The organism is Halorubrum sp. ARQ200 (assembly GCF_005435115.1).
Lineage (GTDB): Archaea > Halobacteriota > Halobacteria > Halobacteriales > Haloferacaceae > Halorubrum > Halorubrum tropicale.
This window is the reverse complement of record NZ_SGTZ01000008.1, coordinates 83,567-99,779: the sequence shown is the minus strand read 5'-3', so window position 1 is coordinate 99,779 and position 16,213 is coordinate 83,567. Positions and strand designations below refer to the sequence as shown.

The following is a 16,213-nucleotide window of genomic DNA, read 5'->3' as shown; positions in this document are numbered from 1 at the left end:
CTACCGGCCGGTATCGCGGCAACGGTCTAAAGCGTGCGGGTCGCTCCCGCGGGCCGCCGCTGCCGAACCCCGGACGGCCGCCGTCGGTTCCGCGTGCGACGGGCTTTTTCGCGCGGGCCGCGAACGCCGGCCATGAATCAGAACGCGCGGCCCGTCGGCGACGGGTCGCTCGGCCCCGAGACGGCGTCGAAGGCGGCGAGCGCCCGCGGCGCGCTCGCCGAGCGGGACGGCGTGCTCGTCGCGTTCTCGGGCGGCGTCGACTCGGCGGTCGTCGCGGCGCTGGCCCGGGACGCGCTCGGTGAGGACGCCGTGGCGTGTACCGCCCGCAGCGAGACGCTCCCCGCGGCGGAGCTCGACGACGCGCGGCGGGTCGCCGGCGAGATCGGGATCGACCACGAGACGGTCGCCTTCTCCGAGCTCGACGACCCGAACTTCGTCGCGAACGACGGCGACCGGTGTTACCACTGCCGGACGATGCGGCTCGGGAAGATGTACGAGACGGCGAAGGAACGGGGGATCGACACGGTCTGTGACGGGACGAACGCGGACGACCCGGGCGAGGGGCACCGACCCGGGCTCCGCGCGGTCGAGGAGCTCGACGTGTTCTCCCCCCTCCTGGACGCCGGGATCGCGAAGGAGGAGGTCCGCGCGATCGCCGACGCCTACGACCTCTCCGTGGCCGACAAGCCGTCGATGGCGTGTCTCTCCTCGCGGATCCCGACCGGCCTCGAAGTGACCGAGGAGCGGCTGACCCGCGTCGAGAAGGCCGAGCGCGTGCTCCGCGAGTGGGGCTTCGAGGGGTTCCGCGTCCGCGACCACGACGGGCTCGCCCGCGTCGAGATCGCGCCCGACGAGCTGGAGCGCGCGCTCGATCCCGCCTTCGCCGACGCCGTCCACGAGCACCTGACCGACCTCGGCTTCGAGTACGTCACCCTCGACATGGCCGGCTACCGGACCGGCAGCGTGAGTCCGGGCGGCGAGGGCGAGCCCGCGGACGACGCGAACGGCGCGGACGGGGCGGACGGAAGCGAGTCGGCGGCGGCCGGCGGCGACCTCGGACGGCAGTACCCGCGCTGAGAGGCCGGAGAGGGGGTTGACGCGACGCCGTTCGGCGTTATCACCCGAGAGAACCCGGCAGGAACGCTTATAAACGGTGTTGCTGAATCGACACCTATGCGGGAGGCACAGACGCTGGCGGTGATCGCCGGCGGCGTCGGCGGGGCCGTCGGGGCGTTCGTCGGCGTCGCGGTCGGCGGGTCGGCGCTCTCGGTGACGCTGACCACCCTCGGGGTCGCGACGCTCGTCGGCGTGGGAGTCATCGCGAGCGCGGTCATCGCCGGCGACGTGGAGTTCCTCGCCGACGCGGACGGCGAGTGAGCGAGCGCGGCCGGAAGTCGGTCGCAGCGGCTGCGACAGCGAGTGCGGCTGCGCCGAGGCGGTCACGTACGTCAAGTACCGCGGCGAGCGGCTGTGAACGGGCGGCTCGACGGACGTTTCCGTCGGCGACATTCGCGGCCGACCGCGCGCTTCAAGGCCCCGCCGCGACGAACGAACGCCATGAGTCTCATCGCGTTCGACTTCGACGGGACGCTCTCCGACTCCGAGATGACGGTCCTGCTCGCCGAGCGGGCGGGCGCCACCGACGAGGTCGCCGAGATCACCGAGCGGGCGATGAACGACGAGATCGGCTACGCCGAGAGCCTCTACCGGCGCGCGGAGCTTCTGGCCGGCCTGTCGGCGGCCGACGCCGAGGACGCCTTCGACGCGGTCCGAATCCGTCCCGGCGCCGCGCGCCTCATCGAGCGCTTACGCGACGAGGGGCACCACGTCGCCGTGCTCACGGGCGGGTTCGAGCGCGGCGTCGAGGCGGCGCTCGACCGCGAGGGCGTCGCCGTCGACACGATCGTCGCCAACCGGCTGCCGACCGACGCGGACGGCGCGCTCACCGGCGAGGCCGAGGGGCCGCTGATCGAGGGGACGAAGGACGACGCGCTCGCCGACCTCGCCGCGGAGGTGGGCGTCCCGATGACCGAGACGGTGGCGGTCGGCGACGGCGCGAACGACCTGCCGATGCTGGAGGCCGCGGGGCTCGCGGTCGGCTTCGTCCCGAAGTCCGCGGTCCGCCCCGTCTGCGACTCGGTCGTCGCCTCCATGTACCGGCTCGGGAAGGTGCTGGAGGCGCACGGCGTCCTCGCGGCCGACGAGTGACGCCCGAACCGGTTCGGTCCGGCGGTACCTGACGACGTTCGGCTGAAGGGTTAAAGAGAAACGAAGGGAAATATACGGGTATGAGTGTCTCTGCTGGGGTGGTTCGATGCTGCCGACGCTGACGTATCTCCAGTTTCACCTCGTCTTCAGCCTCCCCGTCCTCGCGCTCCTGTGGTACCTCGCGCCGCGGTACGACGCGGTCCGGCGGCGTCGCGCGACGGCCGGGATCGCGATCCTCGTCGCCATCGCGTACCTCTACACGACCCCGTGGATCAGCTACATGATCCGGCAGGGCGCGTGGGGGTACGCCGACGGCGCGGTGCTCGTCCGCGCGCTGTCGATCCCGCTCGGCGAGTACCTCTTCTTCGCGATCCAGACCGTCGTCACCGCGTTCGCGCTCCACCTGATCGGGTTCGACCCGACGTTCCGCGAGGGCGACTTCGACCGCGCGCCGCGGATCGCCGGCGTCGCGGTCGGCCTCGCGATGGTGCCGATCGGGCTCGGACTCGTCCTCCTCGACCCCTCGTTCCTCTACCTCGGCGGGCTGATCGCGTGGGTCGGTCCCGTCCTCGCGCTCCAGTGGGGGGTCGGCGGCGGGTACCTCGTGCGGACGCCCAAGATGTGGCTCGCGGCCACGCTGCTCCCGGCCGCGTACTTCTGGATCGCGGACCGGATCGCGATCGGAATGGGCACGTGGTACCTCTCGCCCGACCTGACGACGGGCGTCACCGTTCTCGGACTCCCGATCGAGGAGATGCTGTTCTTCGCCTCGGCCGGCGTGATGACCGTCAACGGACTCGTCCTCTTCGAGTGGGTGCTCGACTGGAACGACCGCCGGGGACGGGCAGTCGGGGAGCCGTCCCCGCCGGGCGACGGTGAGCGCGACGTTCCCGGCCCGGAACCGCCCGCCGACCCGGACCCCGACGTGGTCGATGACTGAGGCGGCGTCGACGGGCGCGGCCGAGTCCCGGACCGCGGCGACGCGCGACCCAGGAGCGGGCGCGGGGGACGCGCCGGAGGCGGCCGACGCCGCGAACGAGCGCGTCGACCGCTGGTTCGCGCGCCGCCCGGCGCTGGCGCTGGCCGCGCTGCTGCCGATCGGCGCCGTGACCCCCCTGTTTCCGGTCGAAGTCGGCGTCGCGACGTTCGCGCTCGGCACCCTCGCCGTCGGGATGGCGCACGGCGCGGTCGACCACCTCGTCCCCCTGCGGGCCGACCCGAGCGTGTCGCTCCGGCGGTCGATCGCGGTCGTCTCGGTCGTCTACGCGGTCCTCGGCGGCGCGGTCGTCGCCGCGTTCTTCGCCGCGCCCGTCGCCGCGTTCGTCGGGTTCATCGCGCTCACGTGGCTCCACTGGGGCCAGGGCGACGTGGCGGCGCTCGCGATCGCCGGCGTCGACCACCTCCCCACGTCGGCGGAGCGGTGGCTGGCGCTCGTCGTCCGCGGGGGCCTCCCGATGGGCGTCCCCCTCCTCGCGCACCCCGAGGAGTACCGGCTGGTGGCCGAGTGGATCGTCGGGCTGTTCCTCGTCGACGCCGGCGCGGCGGCGGCCGCGGTCGATCCGCTGTTCGCGCCCGGCGTCCGGGTCGGCGTCGGGGTCGGGATGGCGGCCGCGACGCTGGCGTCGGTCGGGCTCGGCTACCGTCGCGTGAGGAGCGGCCGCGACGCGGGCGGGTGGCACCGCGACGTCGGCGAGTTGGCGGTGCTGTGGGCGTGGTTCCTGCTCGCGGCGCCGGTGTTCGCGGTCGGGGTGTACTTCGCGCTGTGGCACGCGCTCCGGCACGTCGGGCGGCTCGTCCTCGTCGACCCCGAGGCGGCGAGCGCGGCGTCGGCCGGCGACGCGGTCGGCGCGCTCGCCCGCTTCGGCCGCGACGCCGCGCCGCTCACGCTCGGCGGGTTCCTCGTTGTGGGCGCGGTCGGGGTCTCGGTGCCCGCCGGCGTGGCGGCGCCGGGCGACCTGCTCGCGGTGTCCCTGGTCGCCATTGCGGCCATGACGCTGCCGCACGTCGCCGTGGTCACGTGGCTCGACCGCCGGCAGGCGGTGTGGCGGCCGGACGCCGGCCGGTGACCGCGGGCCGCGGGGCCGGCGGGGTTCCGGCACCGCATCGCTCTTACTCCGCGGCGACGTTCCCTCCGTCGATGGACGAGATCGCGATCCGGGACCCGCGGCCGGACGACGCCGAGGCGCTGGAGGCGCTCATCACCTCGCACTTCAGCGAGGGGAGCTCCTACGGCGTCGACCTCGGGCTCGACGACCCGACGTACCACGTGCTGGTCGCGGTCGAGGCCGGCGCGGAAGACGCGGGGGAGACCGGTGCCGAGGGGGGCCGCAAGGACGACGAGAGCGGCCGGATCCTCGGGGTGATGGCGCTCCGGGAGCTCGCGTCCCCCGACGCCGTCGCCGACGAGATGTACTTCTTCGACGACCCCGACCTGCTCCCCGATGCGGGGCTGTACGGGCACCTCGAGATGGGGTACGTCAGGCCGGACGCGACCGGACGCGGGATCGGGAGCCGGCTGCTCGAACGCCTCCACGCGGTCGGCGCGGACCGCGGCGTCGACTGCTTCCTCGCGGACTCGTGGTACCACGGCGGCGACGACTCCCCGGAGAAGCTGTTCGACGCGCACGGCTACGAGACGGTCCACCGCGACCCGATCGAGCGATCGGCCGACGAGTGTCCGAAGTGCGAGGGCGAGTGCGTCTGCGAGGGAGCGCTCGCGGTGCGACGGGTCGCGGGCGACGAGGTCGACCCGGGAGCGGGCCGGTCGTGAACCACGACCGCGTCCACGCGAGGGAGCCGTCGCACCACGTCGACTGGTGGTCCGTCGGCGTCGTCGAGTCGGTCGGGGAGCGCGACGGCCACTGCGTCGTGACGGTGCGACCGGTCGGGGAAGCCGAATCGGAGGGCGAGGCGGACGGCGACGACGGGCCGGTCGAGCTGGTGATCACGTTCGCCGTCAGGGACCTGTTCGTGAGCCGGCTACCGACCGCGGAGGGGGAGTCGCCGGTCGGCGAGCGCGTCTGGTACCGGAAGCGGGGCGGGTGATCCGGAGCCTTCGACACCGCTACTCCAACTGGTGGTAGTCCAGCTCGTGCCCCTCGTCGAGCGCGGCCTGGACCGCCTCGCTCGGCTCGTCGACCGGCTCGCTCCTGAGCGCCATGCCGCCGACGTCGGGGGCGTCGAAGTAGAGGTTACGCCGCCAGTCGGGGTCGCGGTCGGGGAAGTCGGTCCGGTAGTGAGCGCCGCGGGACTCCTCGCGTTCGAGCGCGCCGCGGAGCACCGCCTCGGCGGCGACGATCATGAATCCGAGGTCGACCGCGAGCTCGAACGACTCGCTCGTCACCGGGCCGACGCGGAGGTCGGCCGCGCGGTCGCGGACGTCGGCGAGGCGGTCGAGTCCCCCGCGGAGCGACGACTCGTCGCGGAGGATCCCGGCGTGGTCCCACATCAGCTCGCGGAGGTCGGCGAGCACCGCGTCAACCTCGTTCTCGCCGTCGCTGTCGGCCATCGCCCGCAGGTCGGCGAGGTGCGGATCGACGAGCGTCTCGCGCAGGTCGGTCGGGACCTCGCCCGGTCCGTCGGCGCGGTCGGCGATCCGCTCGCCCGCGACCACGCCGTACGCGACGGTCTCGGCCAGCGAGTTCCCGCCGAGGCGGTTGGCGCCGTGGACCCCCGCCATCGTCTCGCCGATGGCGAACAGCCCGTCCACGTCGGTCTCACCGTCGTCGTCGACGGCGACGCCGCCCATCCCGTAGTGGGAGGTCGGCGCCACCTCGACCGGTTCCTCCGCCATGTCGACCCCGAGGTCGTCGAACCGCTCGTACATCCGCGGGAGGCGCTCGCGGACGAAGTCGGCGTCGCGGTGGGAGATGTCGAGGTAGACGCCGCCGTTCTCCGTGCCGCGCCCCTCGGCGATCTCCCGCGCGATCGCCCTGGCGACCACGTCGCGGGCGTCGAGTTCCATCTGGTCCGGCGAGTAGCGCTCCATGAAGCGTTCGCCCTCGGCGTTGAACAGGCGGCCACCCTCGCCGCGGACGGCTTCGGTGACGAGCCGACCGCTCCACGGCGCCCACTCCGGGTCGGTCTCGTCGACCGCCATCCCGGTGGGATGGAACTGCATGAACTCCATGTCCATGAGCGACGCGCCGGCGTCGTACGCCAGCGCCGCGCCGTCGCCGTTGTTCTCGTCGTCGCGCGACGTGTGGCGGTCGTATATCGCCGCGTGGCCGCCGGCCGCGAGGACGACGATACCGGCGTTAAACAGGAGGAACTCGCCCGTGTCCATGTCGAAGCCGACGGCGCCGTGGACCGCGTCGCCGTCGGAGACGAGCTTCGTGATCATCACGTTCTCGCGGTACGGCACCGACAGCTCCTGTGCGCGTTCGACGAGCGTGTCCAACAGCGACTCGCCGGTGTGGTCGCCCGCGAAGGCGGTCCGGCGGAACGACTGCGCGCCGAAGAAGCGCTGGTCGATCTCGCCGCCGTCCGTGCGCGAGTACGCCATCCCCCACTCGTCGAGCTCGCGGAGGCGCTCTGGCATCTGTTCGGTTACCGTCTCCACCTTCGCCGGGTCGTTGACGAAGTGGCCCTCGTTGAGCGTGTCGGCGGCGTGGATCGCCGGCGAGTCCTCGGGGTCGTGGGTGCCGAGGGCGCCGTTGATCCCGCCCCGCGCCCAGGTGGTGTGCGCGTCGCCGTGTCCGCGCTTGCCGAGCACGAGCACGTCCTCGACCCCGCGTTCGGCCAGCTCGATGGCGGTGCGTGCGCCGGCCGCGCCGGCGCCGACGACGAGGACGGACACGTCCTCACGCGCGTACTCGACCGGCTCGTCAGTCGATGTCAGTTCGGCCATGTGCGAAGGGAGGGGCCGCACACTGGTAAGCCTCACGCGCGTGTGCGCACGCGCGAACGAGGGCCCGGGCTCCGCCTACCGCTCGGCGTCCCATCCCGGGGTTCCGGGCGCGCCCGCGTCGTCCTCGACCTCGCGGACGAGCCGGTCGCGGGCGTCGCGGCCGAGGCCGACGCGCTCGCCGTCGCCGCCGGCGCGCTCGGTCCACGAGCGGATCGCCGCGCCGACCCACGAGTCGGCGTCGCGGGCGGCCTCGCGCGCGTCGCTCATGCGGTCGCGGGTCACCGACAGCGATCCCGGGCGAGAGCCGACGGCGGCGCCGACGAAGCGCGCGCGGTCGTCGGCGGTCGCCTCCCCGTCGCGGAGTCGGGCGACGACGCCGTCGAGATCCGCGGGGTCGGGGTACGCGAACACGGTCGCGCCGAGCGCCTGCGGGCCGAACTCGGGCGCCGGGAGGTCAGCGGGCGGCTCGTCGTCGAGGAGGCGCTCGCCGCCGCCGGCGGCCGCGACGCGCTCGCACTCCGTCTCGGCGCCGAGTTCCAGGTTGTGACCCGGGTACGTCGAACAGGTGCGCGGGTAGCGGTCTGTGTCGTGGATCCGGCACTGGAGCGTCGTCGGGTCGAGGAAGGCGCAGGCGCCGAGCCAGCGCGGCTCGTCCGTGCCGATCGGCGCGACCGGCTTCGGGGGCTTCCGGAGGCCGACGACGAAGACCGGGCGCCCGTCGATCGCGGCGAGGTCGGTCCCGTCGACGGTCACGGCCTCGTCCCGCTCGGCCGGCTCGAAGAGTCGGGGGGCGAGGGCGTCGCCGAGGCCGTCGCCGACGAACCGCGCGACCTCGTCGCGGGTGAGCGGCGCGAGGGCGTACACGTCGTCGAGCGGGGGGCGCGGGCCGGTGCGGTCGGAGCCCGCCGCGGCCGGGTCGAGCGGGCGCCAGTCGACGCAGCAGCCGGCACACCCCTCGCAGTCGAGTTCCATACGTCCGTGGTAACGGTTCGCGCGGTGATAAGCGATCGGCGGCGGGGCGGAGTCGACGGTTCCGGCTACAGCTCGCCCTTCGTGCTGGGCGTGTCGCTGCGGCGCTCGTCGAGGCGGGTCGCGTCGTCGAGCGCCCGCGCCATCGCCTTGAACAGCGCCTCGACCTCGTGGTGGGCGTTGTCGCCCTTCTCGACGGTCGCGTGGAGCGTCAGCCCGGCGTTGTGTGCCAGCGACAGCGCGAAGTGGTCGGCCATGACGCTCGTGAACTCCCCGACCGACTCTTGGGAGAACTCGCCGTCGAACTCGTAGTACGGGCGCCCGGCCACGTCGACGACGACGCTCGCGACCGCCTCGTCGAGCGGGACGCGGCGGTCGGCGTAGCGACGGATGCCGCGCTTGTCGCCGAGCGCCTCGTCGAACGCCTCGCCGAGGCAGATCGCCACGTCCTCGACGGTGTGGTGGTCGTCGATCTCTAAGTCGCCGTCACAGCGGACCGTGAGGTCGAAGAGGCCGTGCTTGGCGAACGACGCCAGCATGTGGTCGTAGAAGCCGATCCCCGTCGAGACCTCGCTGTCGCCGTCGCCGTCGATAGCGAGGGTGAGTTCGATCGTCGTCTCCGAGGTCTCGCGGGTGACGGCCGCGGTCCGGTCGTGCTCGCTCATACCGGCCCGTCGCGGGGGATTCGTAAGTCGGTTGCGGGTGAAATCGCGGCTCGCGGCGGCGCGTGCCTCCGAGCGGCCGCCGGGCCGCGAGGAGCACGCGCGAGGTCGCCGGCGCTACGCGCCGGCTGCCAGAGGGACCTTCGGTCCCTCGCTGGAGTCGGGCGCCGAGCGAAGCGACGGCGGCCGACGAGGCTGGGGAGGCGTGAGGCTGCGGTGCTGTGCGGTCGGGCGGGACGCAAAGGGGCAGCCGGGAGACGGGCGCAGGCGACGCAAGCACTGGAAGGAGCGAACGAAGTGAGCGACTGAAGCGCGCAGCGAGCGTGCGCCCGCCTCCCGGCTGGGGCTTTGGTACCGTTCGCCGGCGATCCGCAAGGATGGGTGTGACAGAATGATCCCCAAGAGTTTGATCTTATTTGAGATACAACGAAACGGCCGTCAGAGTGGACCTGTGCTTCGTTCTATAAGTGGACCCACTTCGGCGAGATTCTATTGGATTTTATTAGATCTGAACGACCTTTTTCTGGTAGTGTCGACTATGAGACGGTATGCCAGAAGAAACAAAACAAACAGAACATACTACCTCAGAGGAGCAGTCTGAGAACGAACTCCGTGAAGAACTCTACGACCAATTTGGAATTTCTATGAAAGGTCGAGTCGGAATTAGATGGATCATTCCACACCTTGATCAAAGTGTACAAACAGAATCCCGTTACGACATCGACAAGCGCTCAAAAATTCTCGCTGAAATAGCCCTATTCCAAGCTTATGAGCAGGAGCCGAAATTCAAGATATTTGTTTGGGCGGCTATGCTTGTAGGCGCGTTCGATCTTCTACACCAACTTGATCCTGGAGTTTACAGCATCCTATTCATCGCTCTTGCGACAATCAACGGCTTTGTGTCGTCACTACGGTCTCCGGCGATGATGGCTGCCGAATTGGAAGGAATACCCGATGAAAACGGAATGCCAGCTGACTACCGTGCTAAGGCACTCTCAAGTGTAAATACAAACATTACGCTAGTACTATTCGTGATTGCTGTGGGAGTTCAGTTGTTTGTGACAAGCGGGTACGCGCAACAGGAAATTATCTCGAGAAATCTGGCAACTGGTGTGGTAAACCCTGGTATTTCTGTGGCTGTACTACTAGCAATCCCGCTACTAGTTTCCCGAATACTAGGGGAGAGTGACGCCAACAAATAACTGCTAGCCAGACGAGTGAACTAGTGAATACACACAGAAATTAGCGTATATTTGAATTGTTCCAGAACGGTCCAGTCCGCAGTAGATCAGCTATAAGTTGTCGACGACAAACCCGCGCTCCGATTGTTAAATCTCGTCCGCCGCGTCCTGCGCTTCCCGCAGCGTGAACTCGCCCTCGTACAGCGCGGTGCCGACGACGACCGCGGCCGCGCCGGCCTCTTTTAAATCAACAACGTCCTCGACGCTCGCCACGCCCCCGGACGCGATAACGGGGACATCGACGGCCTCGACGACGCTTTCGACCGCCTCCCGGTCGATCCCCTCCAGTTGGCCCTCCACGTCGACGTTGGTGAACAGGATGGCGCCCGCGCCGAGGTCCTCGTACTGCGCGGCGGCCGCGGCCGGCTCCAGTCCGGTCTCCTCCGTCCAGCCCGAGACGACGACCTCGCCGTCCTTCGCGTCGAGGCTGACGACGACGCTCCCGGGGTGAGTCGCGTCGATTTCGTCGACGATTCCGGGCGTCTCGACGGCCGCGGTGCCGAGGATGACGCGGTCGAGTCCCAGGTCGAGGAGGTCGCGCGCGCCATCGGCGGTCCGGATGCCGCCGCCCAGTTGGAGGCCGACCCCGTCCGGGACGCTCTCGACGACCGCCTCGATCGCCGCCGCGTTGACGCGCTCGCCCTCGAAGGCGCCGTCGAGGTCGACGAGGTGGAGCGTCTCGGCGCCCGCCTCGATCCAGCGCTCGGCGGCCGCGACCGGGTCGCCGTAGCGCTTGCCCGTCCCGCGCTCGCCGCCGACCAGTTGGACGACATCGCCGTCCTGGACGTCGACGGCGGGGATCACCTCGAACTCCGGGAAGTCGCTCATGCGGGGTGAGAGTCGGGGACGCCGATTAAACGGGTCGGTTCGAGACGAAACGGAGGAGTACGCGGTGAACGTCTCGGAAGGCTCAGTCGCCCGTGTATCAATAGGCACGGTAGATCGAGGGCGGACACCGCCAAAGCCCCGCACAGCACCGCAGCCACACGCCTCCCCGGCCTCGCGGTTCGCGCTCTCCGAGCGCTCACCGCTCCCTCGCGCGTGCTCCTCGCGGCCGCCGGCGGCGGCCGCTCGGAGGCACGCGCCGCCGCACTTCTCTAAGCAATATATTTCGACGGAACTCGGAAATTCCGGATCCCTTCCCCGCTCACGCCACCGAGATGAGCAGCTGCGAGACCTCGATGTCGAACTCCGCGGGGTCGGTCGCGAGCGCCTCGGCGGTCTCCGCGTCGGCGACCCGTCGCACGACCGTCTCGGCGTCGACCGCGTCGGGAAGCGACTCGTCGAGAACGGCCGTCAGCCGCTCCGTCGGGTACGCGCCGCCGGAGACGATGACGTCCGTCCCGTCGTGCCAGACGCCGAGCCGGGCCCCGATTTCGAGCCGCCGGTCTATCTCCGCCGTCGTGCCGTTCGGGAGGGGAATCGCGCCGTCGATCGCGTACGCGCCCGTCAGCCGCCACGCCGTCGCGGTGTGACCGGACCGAACGGTGGTGATCCCCTCGTCGGCGACCTGAACGTCCTCGATGCCGGCGTTCCGGAGCCGCGTTCGGAAGGCGTCGACGGCCGCCGTCTCGACCTCGCTCATCACCCGGTCGCGGCCGACCTCGCCCGGAAGCCGGTCGATCGCGGGCCGGAGGTCGACCCGCGTCGCGAAGAAGACGACGGGCGACCCGTCAGCGTCGACAATCTCCGCGAGCGCGTCCGCGACGGGCGCGTACTCGAAGATCCGCGTGCGTTCGAGCGCCCGGACGGTGACGGGGCCGTACGACTGCTCGGACGCGGTGCCCTCGGACGCGTCCGTCCGCCGCCAGTCCTCGATGCGGTCGCTCGTCACCTCGGGGGCCGGAACCGGGCCGTCGCGGCCGCCGAGACAGCCGGCGAGGCCGGCGACGCCGACCGCCGCGCCGCCGGCGAGCAGCCGCCGTCGGGTGGTCGGCCCGAACTGCGCCGAATTCTCTGCGGAGCCGTTTCTCGGTGCCTCTCCCATGCGAATTCGACGGGCGCGACGGGGAAATTCGTGTCGCCGTCGACACGGATCGCTTATGTAACCACCGAGTACAACAACCGAGTGATGACCACCGACGAGAGCGAGACGCGGCGGCGATCGGCCCGGCCACGCACCCGACGACGCTTCCTGACCGCGGCCGGGGCGGCCGGGGCCGTCGCGCTCGCCGGCTGCAGCGCCGAGCGGGTCGACGACGGCGACGGGTCCGACGGCGGCGACGGCAGCGGGAACGGGGCGGACGAGGACGGCACCGACGGCGGCGACGGAGAGACGCCGACGCTGACGGTCGCCACGTACACGAACTTCATCGACGCGCCCTCGGTGAGCCCGGGCGAGTGGCTCAAAGAGGAGTTCGAGAGCCGGTACGACGCCGAGTTGGAGTGGGCGACCCCGGACAACGAGGTGAACTACTACATCGAGCGCGCCGCGTCGGGCGCGGGGATCGACGCCGACCTCTACGTCGGCCTCACCACCGAGGACCTCGTGCGCGTCGACGGCGAACTGGACGAGGACCTCTTCGCCGAGGCCGGCGACGTCGAGGGGCGCGACGCGGTCAAGGAGGGCCTCCGGTTCGACCCGTTCGACCGGGCGGTCCCGTTCGACACCGGGTACGTCAGCCTCGTGTACGACGGCACGACGACGGAGGCGCCCGAGACGTTCGAGGGGCTGCTCGACGACGAGCACGCGGGCGCGCTCATCGCGCAGAACCCCGGCGGCTCCTCGACCGGGCGCGCGTTCCTCCTCCACACGATCAGCCGCTTCGGCGACGGCGGCGTCGCGAGCGACGGGGACGGGGAGGCGATCGAGGGCGGCGACGGCGACCCCGACTACGACTACCTCGACTACTGGGCGGACCTCCAGGCCAACGACGTGCGCGTGCTGGGGAGCTGGGACGACGCGTACTCGGCCTGGAGCGAGGGCGAGGCGCCGATCGTCGTCTCCTACTCCACCGACCAGGTGTTCGCCGACATGGAGGGCGCGGACCTCGAGGAACACCAGATCCGCTTCCTGAACGACCAGGCGTACGCGAACCCCGAGGGGATGGCCCTGTTCGCCGACGCCGACGAGCCCGCCCTCGCGCGGCGGTTCATGTCGTTCATGCTGGAGCCCGAGGTCCAGGGCGAGATCGCCCAGCGCAACGTCGCGTTCCCCGCGACGGACGGCGCCGAGCTGCCGAGCGACTACGCCGAGCTGGCCAAGGAGCCGAGCGACCCGGTGACGTTCACCTACGACGAGCTCCAGGGCTCGGTCGACGCGTGGGTCGAGGCCTGGGAGCGGCAGTTCGCCGGGAACTAAGCGCGTGGCCGACGTGGGGCCGAGCGCGTGACGGGACCTGACGGCGGCCGCGCGGGGCGGCTGGCCCGCTTGCGCGAGGGCGTCGAGGCGAACGCGCTGACCGCGCTCGCGGTCCTCACCAGCGCCGCGCTCGTCGTCGCGTTCTACTACCCGGCCGCGACGGTCCTGATCGAGGCGGTCGTCGTCGACGGCGCCGTCACCCTCCGCGTCTTCGCGGACGTGCTCACCGACCCGTTCTACTTCGGCGAGCTGGCGCGGCTGCTGTCCGGCGAGCCGCCGGCCGCCGTCGCCCGGTCGCTGCTCTCGCCCGACCGCCGCCCCGGGGTCGTCGGTTTCACCGCGTACCAGGCGGTCCTCTCGACGCTCGCGAGCGTCGCCCTCGGGCTCCCGGCAGCGTACCTGCTCGCGCGCTACGAGTTCCCCGGCCGGCGGACGCTGCGCTCGCTCACCATCGTCCCGTTCGTCCTGCCGTCGATCATGGTCGCGGTGGGGTTCGTCGCCACGTTCGGCGAGAACGGGACGCTGAACGCCGCCCTGACCGCGCTCGGGCTCCCGCGGGTCGAACTCATGTTCACCCTCGAAGCGGTGGTGATCGCGCACGCCTTCTACAACGCTCCGCTCGTGGCGCGCGTGACGACCGCGGCGTGGGAGTCGGTCGACGCCAGCGCGGTTGAGACCGCCCGCAGCCTCGGGGCGGGACCGGTCCGGGCGTTCTACGACGTGGTCGCGCCGCAGGTGTACCCCGCGGTCCTCACGGGCGCGGCGCTGACGTTCGTGTTCACCTTCGGCACCTTCCCCATCGTCTTGGCGCTCGGCGGGTTCGAGCTCGTGACCGTCGAGGTGCTCGTCTACCGGCTGGTCCGCGACCTGAGCTACGCCGAGGCCGCGGCGCTCGCGATCGTCGAGCTCGCGGTGTCGCTCGCCGTCCTGCTGGCGTACCTCCGGTACGAGGCCCGGAACGCGACGAGCGCGCGGGGGGCGCGCCCGCTGCCCCGGCGCTCGCTGTCACCGCCCGCGCCCACGCTCCGGGAACTGCTGCCGCGGGCGGGGCTGGCCGCCTACGCCGTCGTCGCCGGGGTCGTCTTCGTCGCGCCCATCGCGTCGATGGTCCTCGCGTCGCTAACGGGCGGCGACGGCGCGCTCACGCTGGAGCACTACCGGTTCCTGGTCGAGCGCCAGCGGACGGGGGCGGCGTTCCAGGTGCGGCCGCTGCCCGCGATCTACAACTCGCTCGCGTTCGCGACGGCGGCGACCCTGCTCGCGCTCCCGATGGGCGTCGTCGTCGCGGTGCTGACGACGCGACGCTACCGCGGGCGGACGCTGGTCGACGCGGCCGCGATGGCGCCGCTGGCGGTGTCGGGGATCATCGTCGGCCTCGGGCTCCTGCGGGGGCTCGTCTTCGGCGTCGAGGTCGCCGGGTGGCGGATCGCCGCCGGCGGCGCGGTCGCCATCGTGGTCGCGCACGCGGTCTCGGGGTACCCGTTCGTCGTGCGCACCGTCTCGCCCGGGCTCGCCGGGCTGGACCGCTCGCTCGTCGAGTCCGCGCGGGCGCTCGGCGCCTCGCGGGCGCGGGTGATCCGCGACGTCGAGATCCCCCTGGTCTGGCCCGCGGTCGTCGCGGGCGCGGCGTTCGCGTTCGCGGTCTCGATCGGCGAGTTCACCTCGACGGTCGTGCTCTCGACCGGCGCCGACGCGTACACGATGCCCGTCGCGATCGAACGGTTCATCGGGCGGCGGCTCGGACCGGCGACCGCCATGGGCGTCGTCCTGCTGGTCGTTACGGCGCTCAGCTTCGTCGTCATCGAGCGGCTCGGGGGTGATCACCGTGGGCTCTGAGCGCGACGCGGCGTTCGAGAGCGACGGCGAGGTCGCGGTCGAACTCGACGGCGTGACGAAGCGCTACGGCGAGACGACCGCCGTCGACGACGTGACGCTCCGGGTGCGCGAGGGGGAGTTCTTCACGCTCGTCGGGCCCTCCGGCTGCGGGAAGACCACCACGCTCCGCCTGATCGCGGGGTTCGAGGAGCCGACGAGCGGGACGGTCCGCTTCGCTGGCGCGTCGGTCGCGGGCGTGCCCCCGGAGGACCGCGACGTGGGCGTCGTCTTCCAGAGCTACGCGCTGTTCCCGCACATGACCGTCGGCGAGAACGTCGCGTACGGGCTCAACTTCGCCGACCCGCCCGAGGGCGTCACGCGCGACGAGCGCGTCGCCGAGCTCCTCGACCTGGTCGACCTGCCCGACGCCGCCGACCGCGACCCCGAGAGCCTCTCGGGCGGGCAACAGCAGCGGGTCGCGATGGCGCGGGCGCTCGCGCCCGGGCCCGACGTGCTCCTGCTCGACGAGCCGATGAGCGCGCTCGACGCGCGGCTCCGCGAGCGGCTCCGCGCGCAGGTGAAGCGGATCCAGTCCGAGCTGGACATCACCACGATATACGTCACCCACGACCAGGAGGAGGCGCTGGCGATCTCCGACCGCGTGGCGGTGATGAACGACGGCGCCCCCGAGCAGGTGGCCGCGCCCCGCACGGTCTACCGTCAGCCCGCGACGCGGTTCGTCGCCGAGTTCGTCGGGGACAACAACGTGTTCGCCGGGACGGTGACCGACGCGTCCGCGGCGGGCGAACTCGCGGTCGAGGTCGACGGCGGCGACGGGACCCTGCGCGTGCGGACCGACGACGACCCCGGAGCGGCCCCGTCGGTCGGCGACCGGATCGCCTTCTGCGTCCGTCCGGAGAACCTCCGCGTCGCCGGCGCGGACGGAGGTCCCAGAGACGCCGCGGCCCCCGCGGGCGAGAACGCGCTGCGCGCGACCGTCGCCAGCGCGGAGTTCCTCGGCGAGACGACGCGCGTCACGCTCGACTGGGGCGACCGCGAGCTCGTCGTCCGCGTCGTGGACCCGATCGACGGCGCGGTCGCGGTCGGGTTCGACCCCGAAGACGCGCACGTGATCGGGGTCGAATCGCGGTGAACGGCACCGACTACT

The 16,213-nt window shown here is 71.6% G+C and carries 16 protein-coding genes; 11 read left to right on the top strand and 5 right to left on the bottom strand.

All coding sequences use genetic code 11. From position 1 onward, the window contains the following. The first annotated feature begins 132 nt into the window (after window positions 1-132). The 7 genes from larE to EXE50_RS11010 all read left to right on the top strand — a co-directional run bounded on the left by larE (window position 133) and on the right by EXE50_RS11010 (window position 5,253). Window positions 133-1,077: an ATP-dependent sacrificial sulfur transferase LarE gene (gene larE / locus EXE50_RS11040; RefSeq protein WP_137705101.1), complete on the top strand. Its 945-nt coding sequence runs from the start codon at window positions 133-135 to the stop codon at window positions 1,075-1,077. Window positions 1,078-1,173: 96 nt separating this feature from the next. Then, window positions 1,174-1,377 (top strand): hypothetical protein, encoded by a 204-nt coding sequence (locus EXE50_RS11035; protein ID WP_053770335.1) that lies wholly within the window; start codon window positions 1,174-1,176, stop codon window positions 1,375-1,377. Window positions 1,378-1,557: 180 nt separating this feature from the next. After that, on the top strand, window positions 1,558-2,208 hold the full coding sequence (gene serB, locus EXE50_RS11030) for a phosphoserine phosphatase SerB (RefSeq protein WP_053770334.1): 651 nt from the start codon (window positions 1,558-1,560) through the stop codon (window positions 2,206-2,208). A gap of 106 nt (window positions 2,209-2,314) precedes the next feature. After that, window positions 2,315-3,148 carry a lycopene cyclase domain-containing protein gene (locus EXE50_RS11025; RefSeq protein WP_137705100.1) on the top strand — a complete coding sequence of 278 codons (834 nt, stop codon included), beginning with the start codon at window positions 2,315-2,317 and terminating at the stop codon, window positions 3,146-3,148. Beyond that, window positions 3,141-4,274 (top strand): Brp/Blh family beta-carotene 15,15'-dioxygenase, encoded by a 1,134-nt coding sequence (locus EXE50_RS11020; protein WP_137705099.1) that lies wholly within the window; start codon window positions 3,141-3,143, stop codon window positions 4,272-4,274. Before EXE50_RS11025 ends, EXE50_RS11020 begins: the two co-directional genes overlap by 8 nt. Before the next feature lie 71 nt (window positions 4,275-4,345). Next, window positions 4,346-4,978: a GNAT family N-acetyltransferase gene (locus tag EXE50_RS11015; protein ID WP_137705098.1), complete on the top strand. Its 633-nt coding sequence runs from the start codon at window positions 4,346-4,348 to the stop codon at window positions 4,976-4,978. Beyond that, window positions 4,975-5,253 (top strand): hypothetical protein, encoded by a 279-nt coding sequence (locus EXE50_RS11010; RefSeq protein ID WP_137705097.1) that lies wholly within the window; start codon window positions 4,975-4,977, stop codon window positions 5,251-5,253. Before EXE50_RS11015 ends, EXE50_RS11010 begins: the two co-directional genes overlap by 4 nt. Before the next feature lie 19 nt (window positions 5,254-5,272). Here EXE50_RS11010 and EXE50_RS11005 read toward each other — a convergent pair whose 3' ends face one another. From EXE50_RS11005 to hisB, 3 genes are all read right to left on the bottom strand, one after another. Next, complete coding sequence (locus tag EXE50_RS11005) at window positions 5,273-7,057, bottom strand: L-aspartate oxidase (protein WP_137705096.1); 1,785 nt, start codon at window positions 7,055-7,057, stop codon at window positions 5,273-5,275. Between the two features lie 75 nt (window positions 7,058-7,132). Beyond that, window positions 7,133-8,029 (bottom strand): YkgJ family cysteine cluster protein, encoded by an 897-nt coding sequence (locus tag EXE50_RS11000; RefSeq protein ID WP_137705095.1) that lies wholly within the window; start codon window positions 8,027-8,029, stop codon window positions 7,133-7,135. Window positions 8,030-8,094: 65 nt separating this feature from the next. Continuing rightward, a complete protein-coding gene (gene hisB / locus EXE50_RS10995; RefSeq protein WP_137705094.1) occupies window positions 8,095-8,691 on the bottom strand; it encodes an imidazoleglycerol-phosphate dehydratase HisB in 597 nt (198 codons plus the stop codon). Window positions 8,692-9,236: 545 nt separating this feature from the next. Between hisB and EXE50_RS10990 the strand changes: the two genes are divergently transcribed. After that, window positions 9,237-9,890 (top strand): hypothetical protein, encoded by a 654-nt coding sequence (locus EXE50_RS10990; protein ID WP_137705093.1) that lies wholly within the window; start codon window positions 9,237-9,239, stop codon window positions 9,888-9,890. Window positions 9,891-10,016: 126 nt separating this feature from the next. Here EXE50_RS10990 and hisA read toward each other — a convergent pair whose 3' ends face one another. Then, on the bottom strand, window positions 10,017-10,757 hold the full coding sequence (gene hisA, locus EXE50_RS10985) for a 1-(5-phosphoribosyl)-5-[(5-phosphoribosylamino)methylideneamino]imidazole-4-carboxamide isomerase (protein WP_137705092.1): 741 nt from the start codon (window positions 10,755-10,757) through the stop codon (window positions 10,017-10,019). Window positions 10,758-11,076: 319 nt separating this feature from the next. Beyond that, a complete protein-coding gene (locus EXE50_RS10980; RefSeq protein ID WP_137705091.1) occupies window positions 11,077-11,916 on the bottom strand; it encodes a hypothetical protein in 840 nt (279 codons plus the stop codon). A gap of 84 nt (window positions 11,917-12,000) precedes the next feature. On the opposite strand from EXE50_RS10980, the gene EXE50_RS10975 reads away from it, so the two are divergent. The 3 genes from EXE50_RS10975 to EXE50_RS10965 are packed head-to-tail and all read left to right on the top strand — an operon-like array spanning window position 12,001 to window position 16,198. Continuing rightward, window positions 12,001-13,230, top strand: a complete 1,230-nt coding sequence (locus tag EXE50_RS10975) for a thiamine ABC transporter substrate binding subunit (protein WP_137705090.1) — start codon at window positions 12,001-12,003, stop codon at window positions 13,228-13,230. A 27-nt stretch (window positions 13,231-13,257) separates the two neighbouring features. Next, window positions 13,258-15,066, top strand: coding sequence for an iron ABC transporter permease (locus EXE50_RS10970; protein WP_137705089.1), 1,809 nt, complete (start codon window positions 13,258-13,260; stop codon window positions 15,064-15,066). Continuing rightward, the gene (locus tag EXE50_RS10965) at window positions 15,056-16,198 is read left to right on the top strand and encodes an ABC transporter ATP-binding protein (protein ID WP_137705088.1); all 1,143 of its coding nucleotides are present in this window, start codon (window positions 15,056-15,058) and stop codon (window positions 16,196-16,198) included. The genes EXE50_RS10970 and EXE50_RS10965 overlap by 11 nt, the downstream gene beginning before the upstream one ends. The last annotated feature ends 15 nt before the right edge of the window (window positions 16,199-16,213 follow it).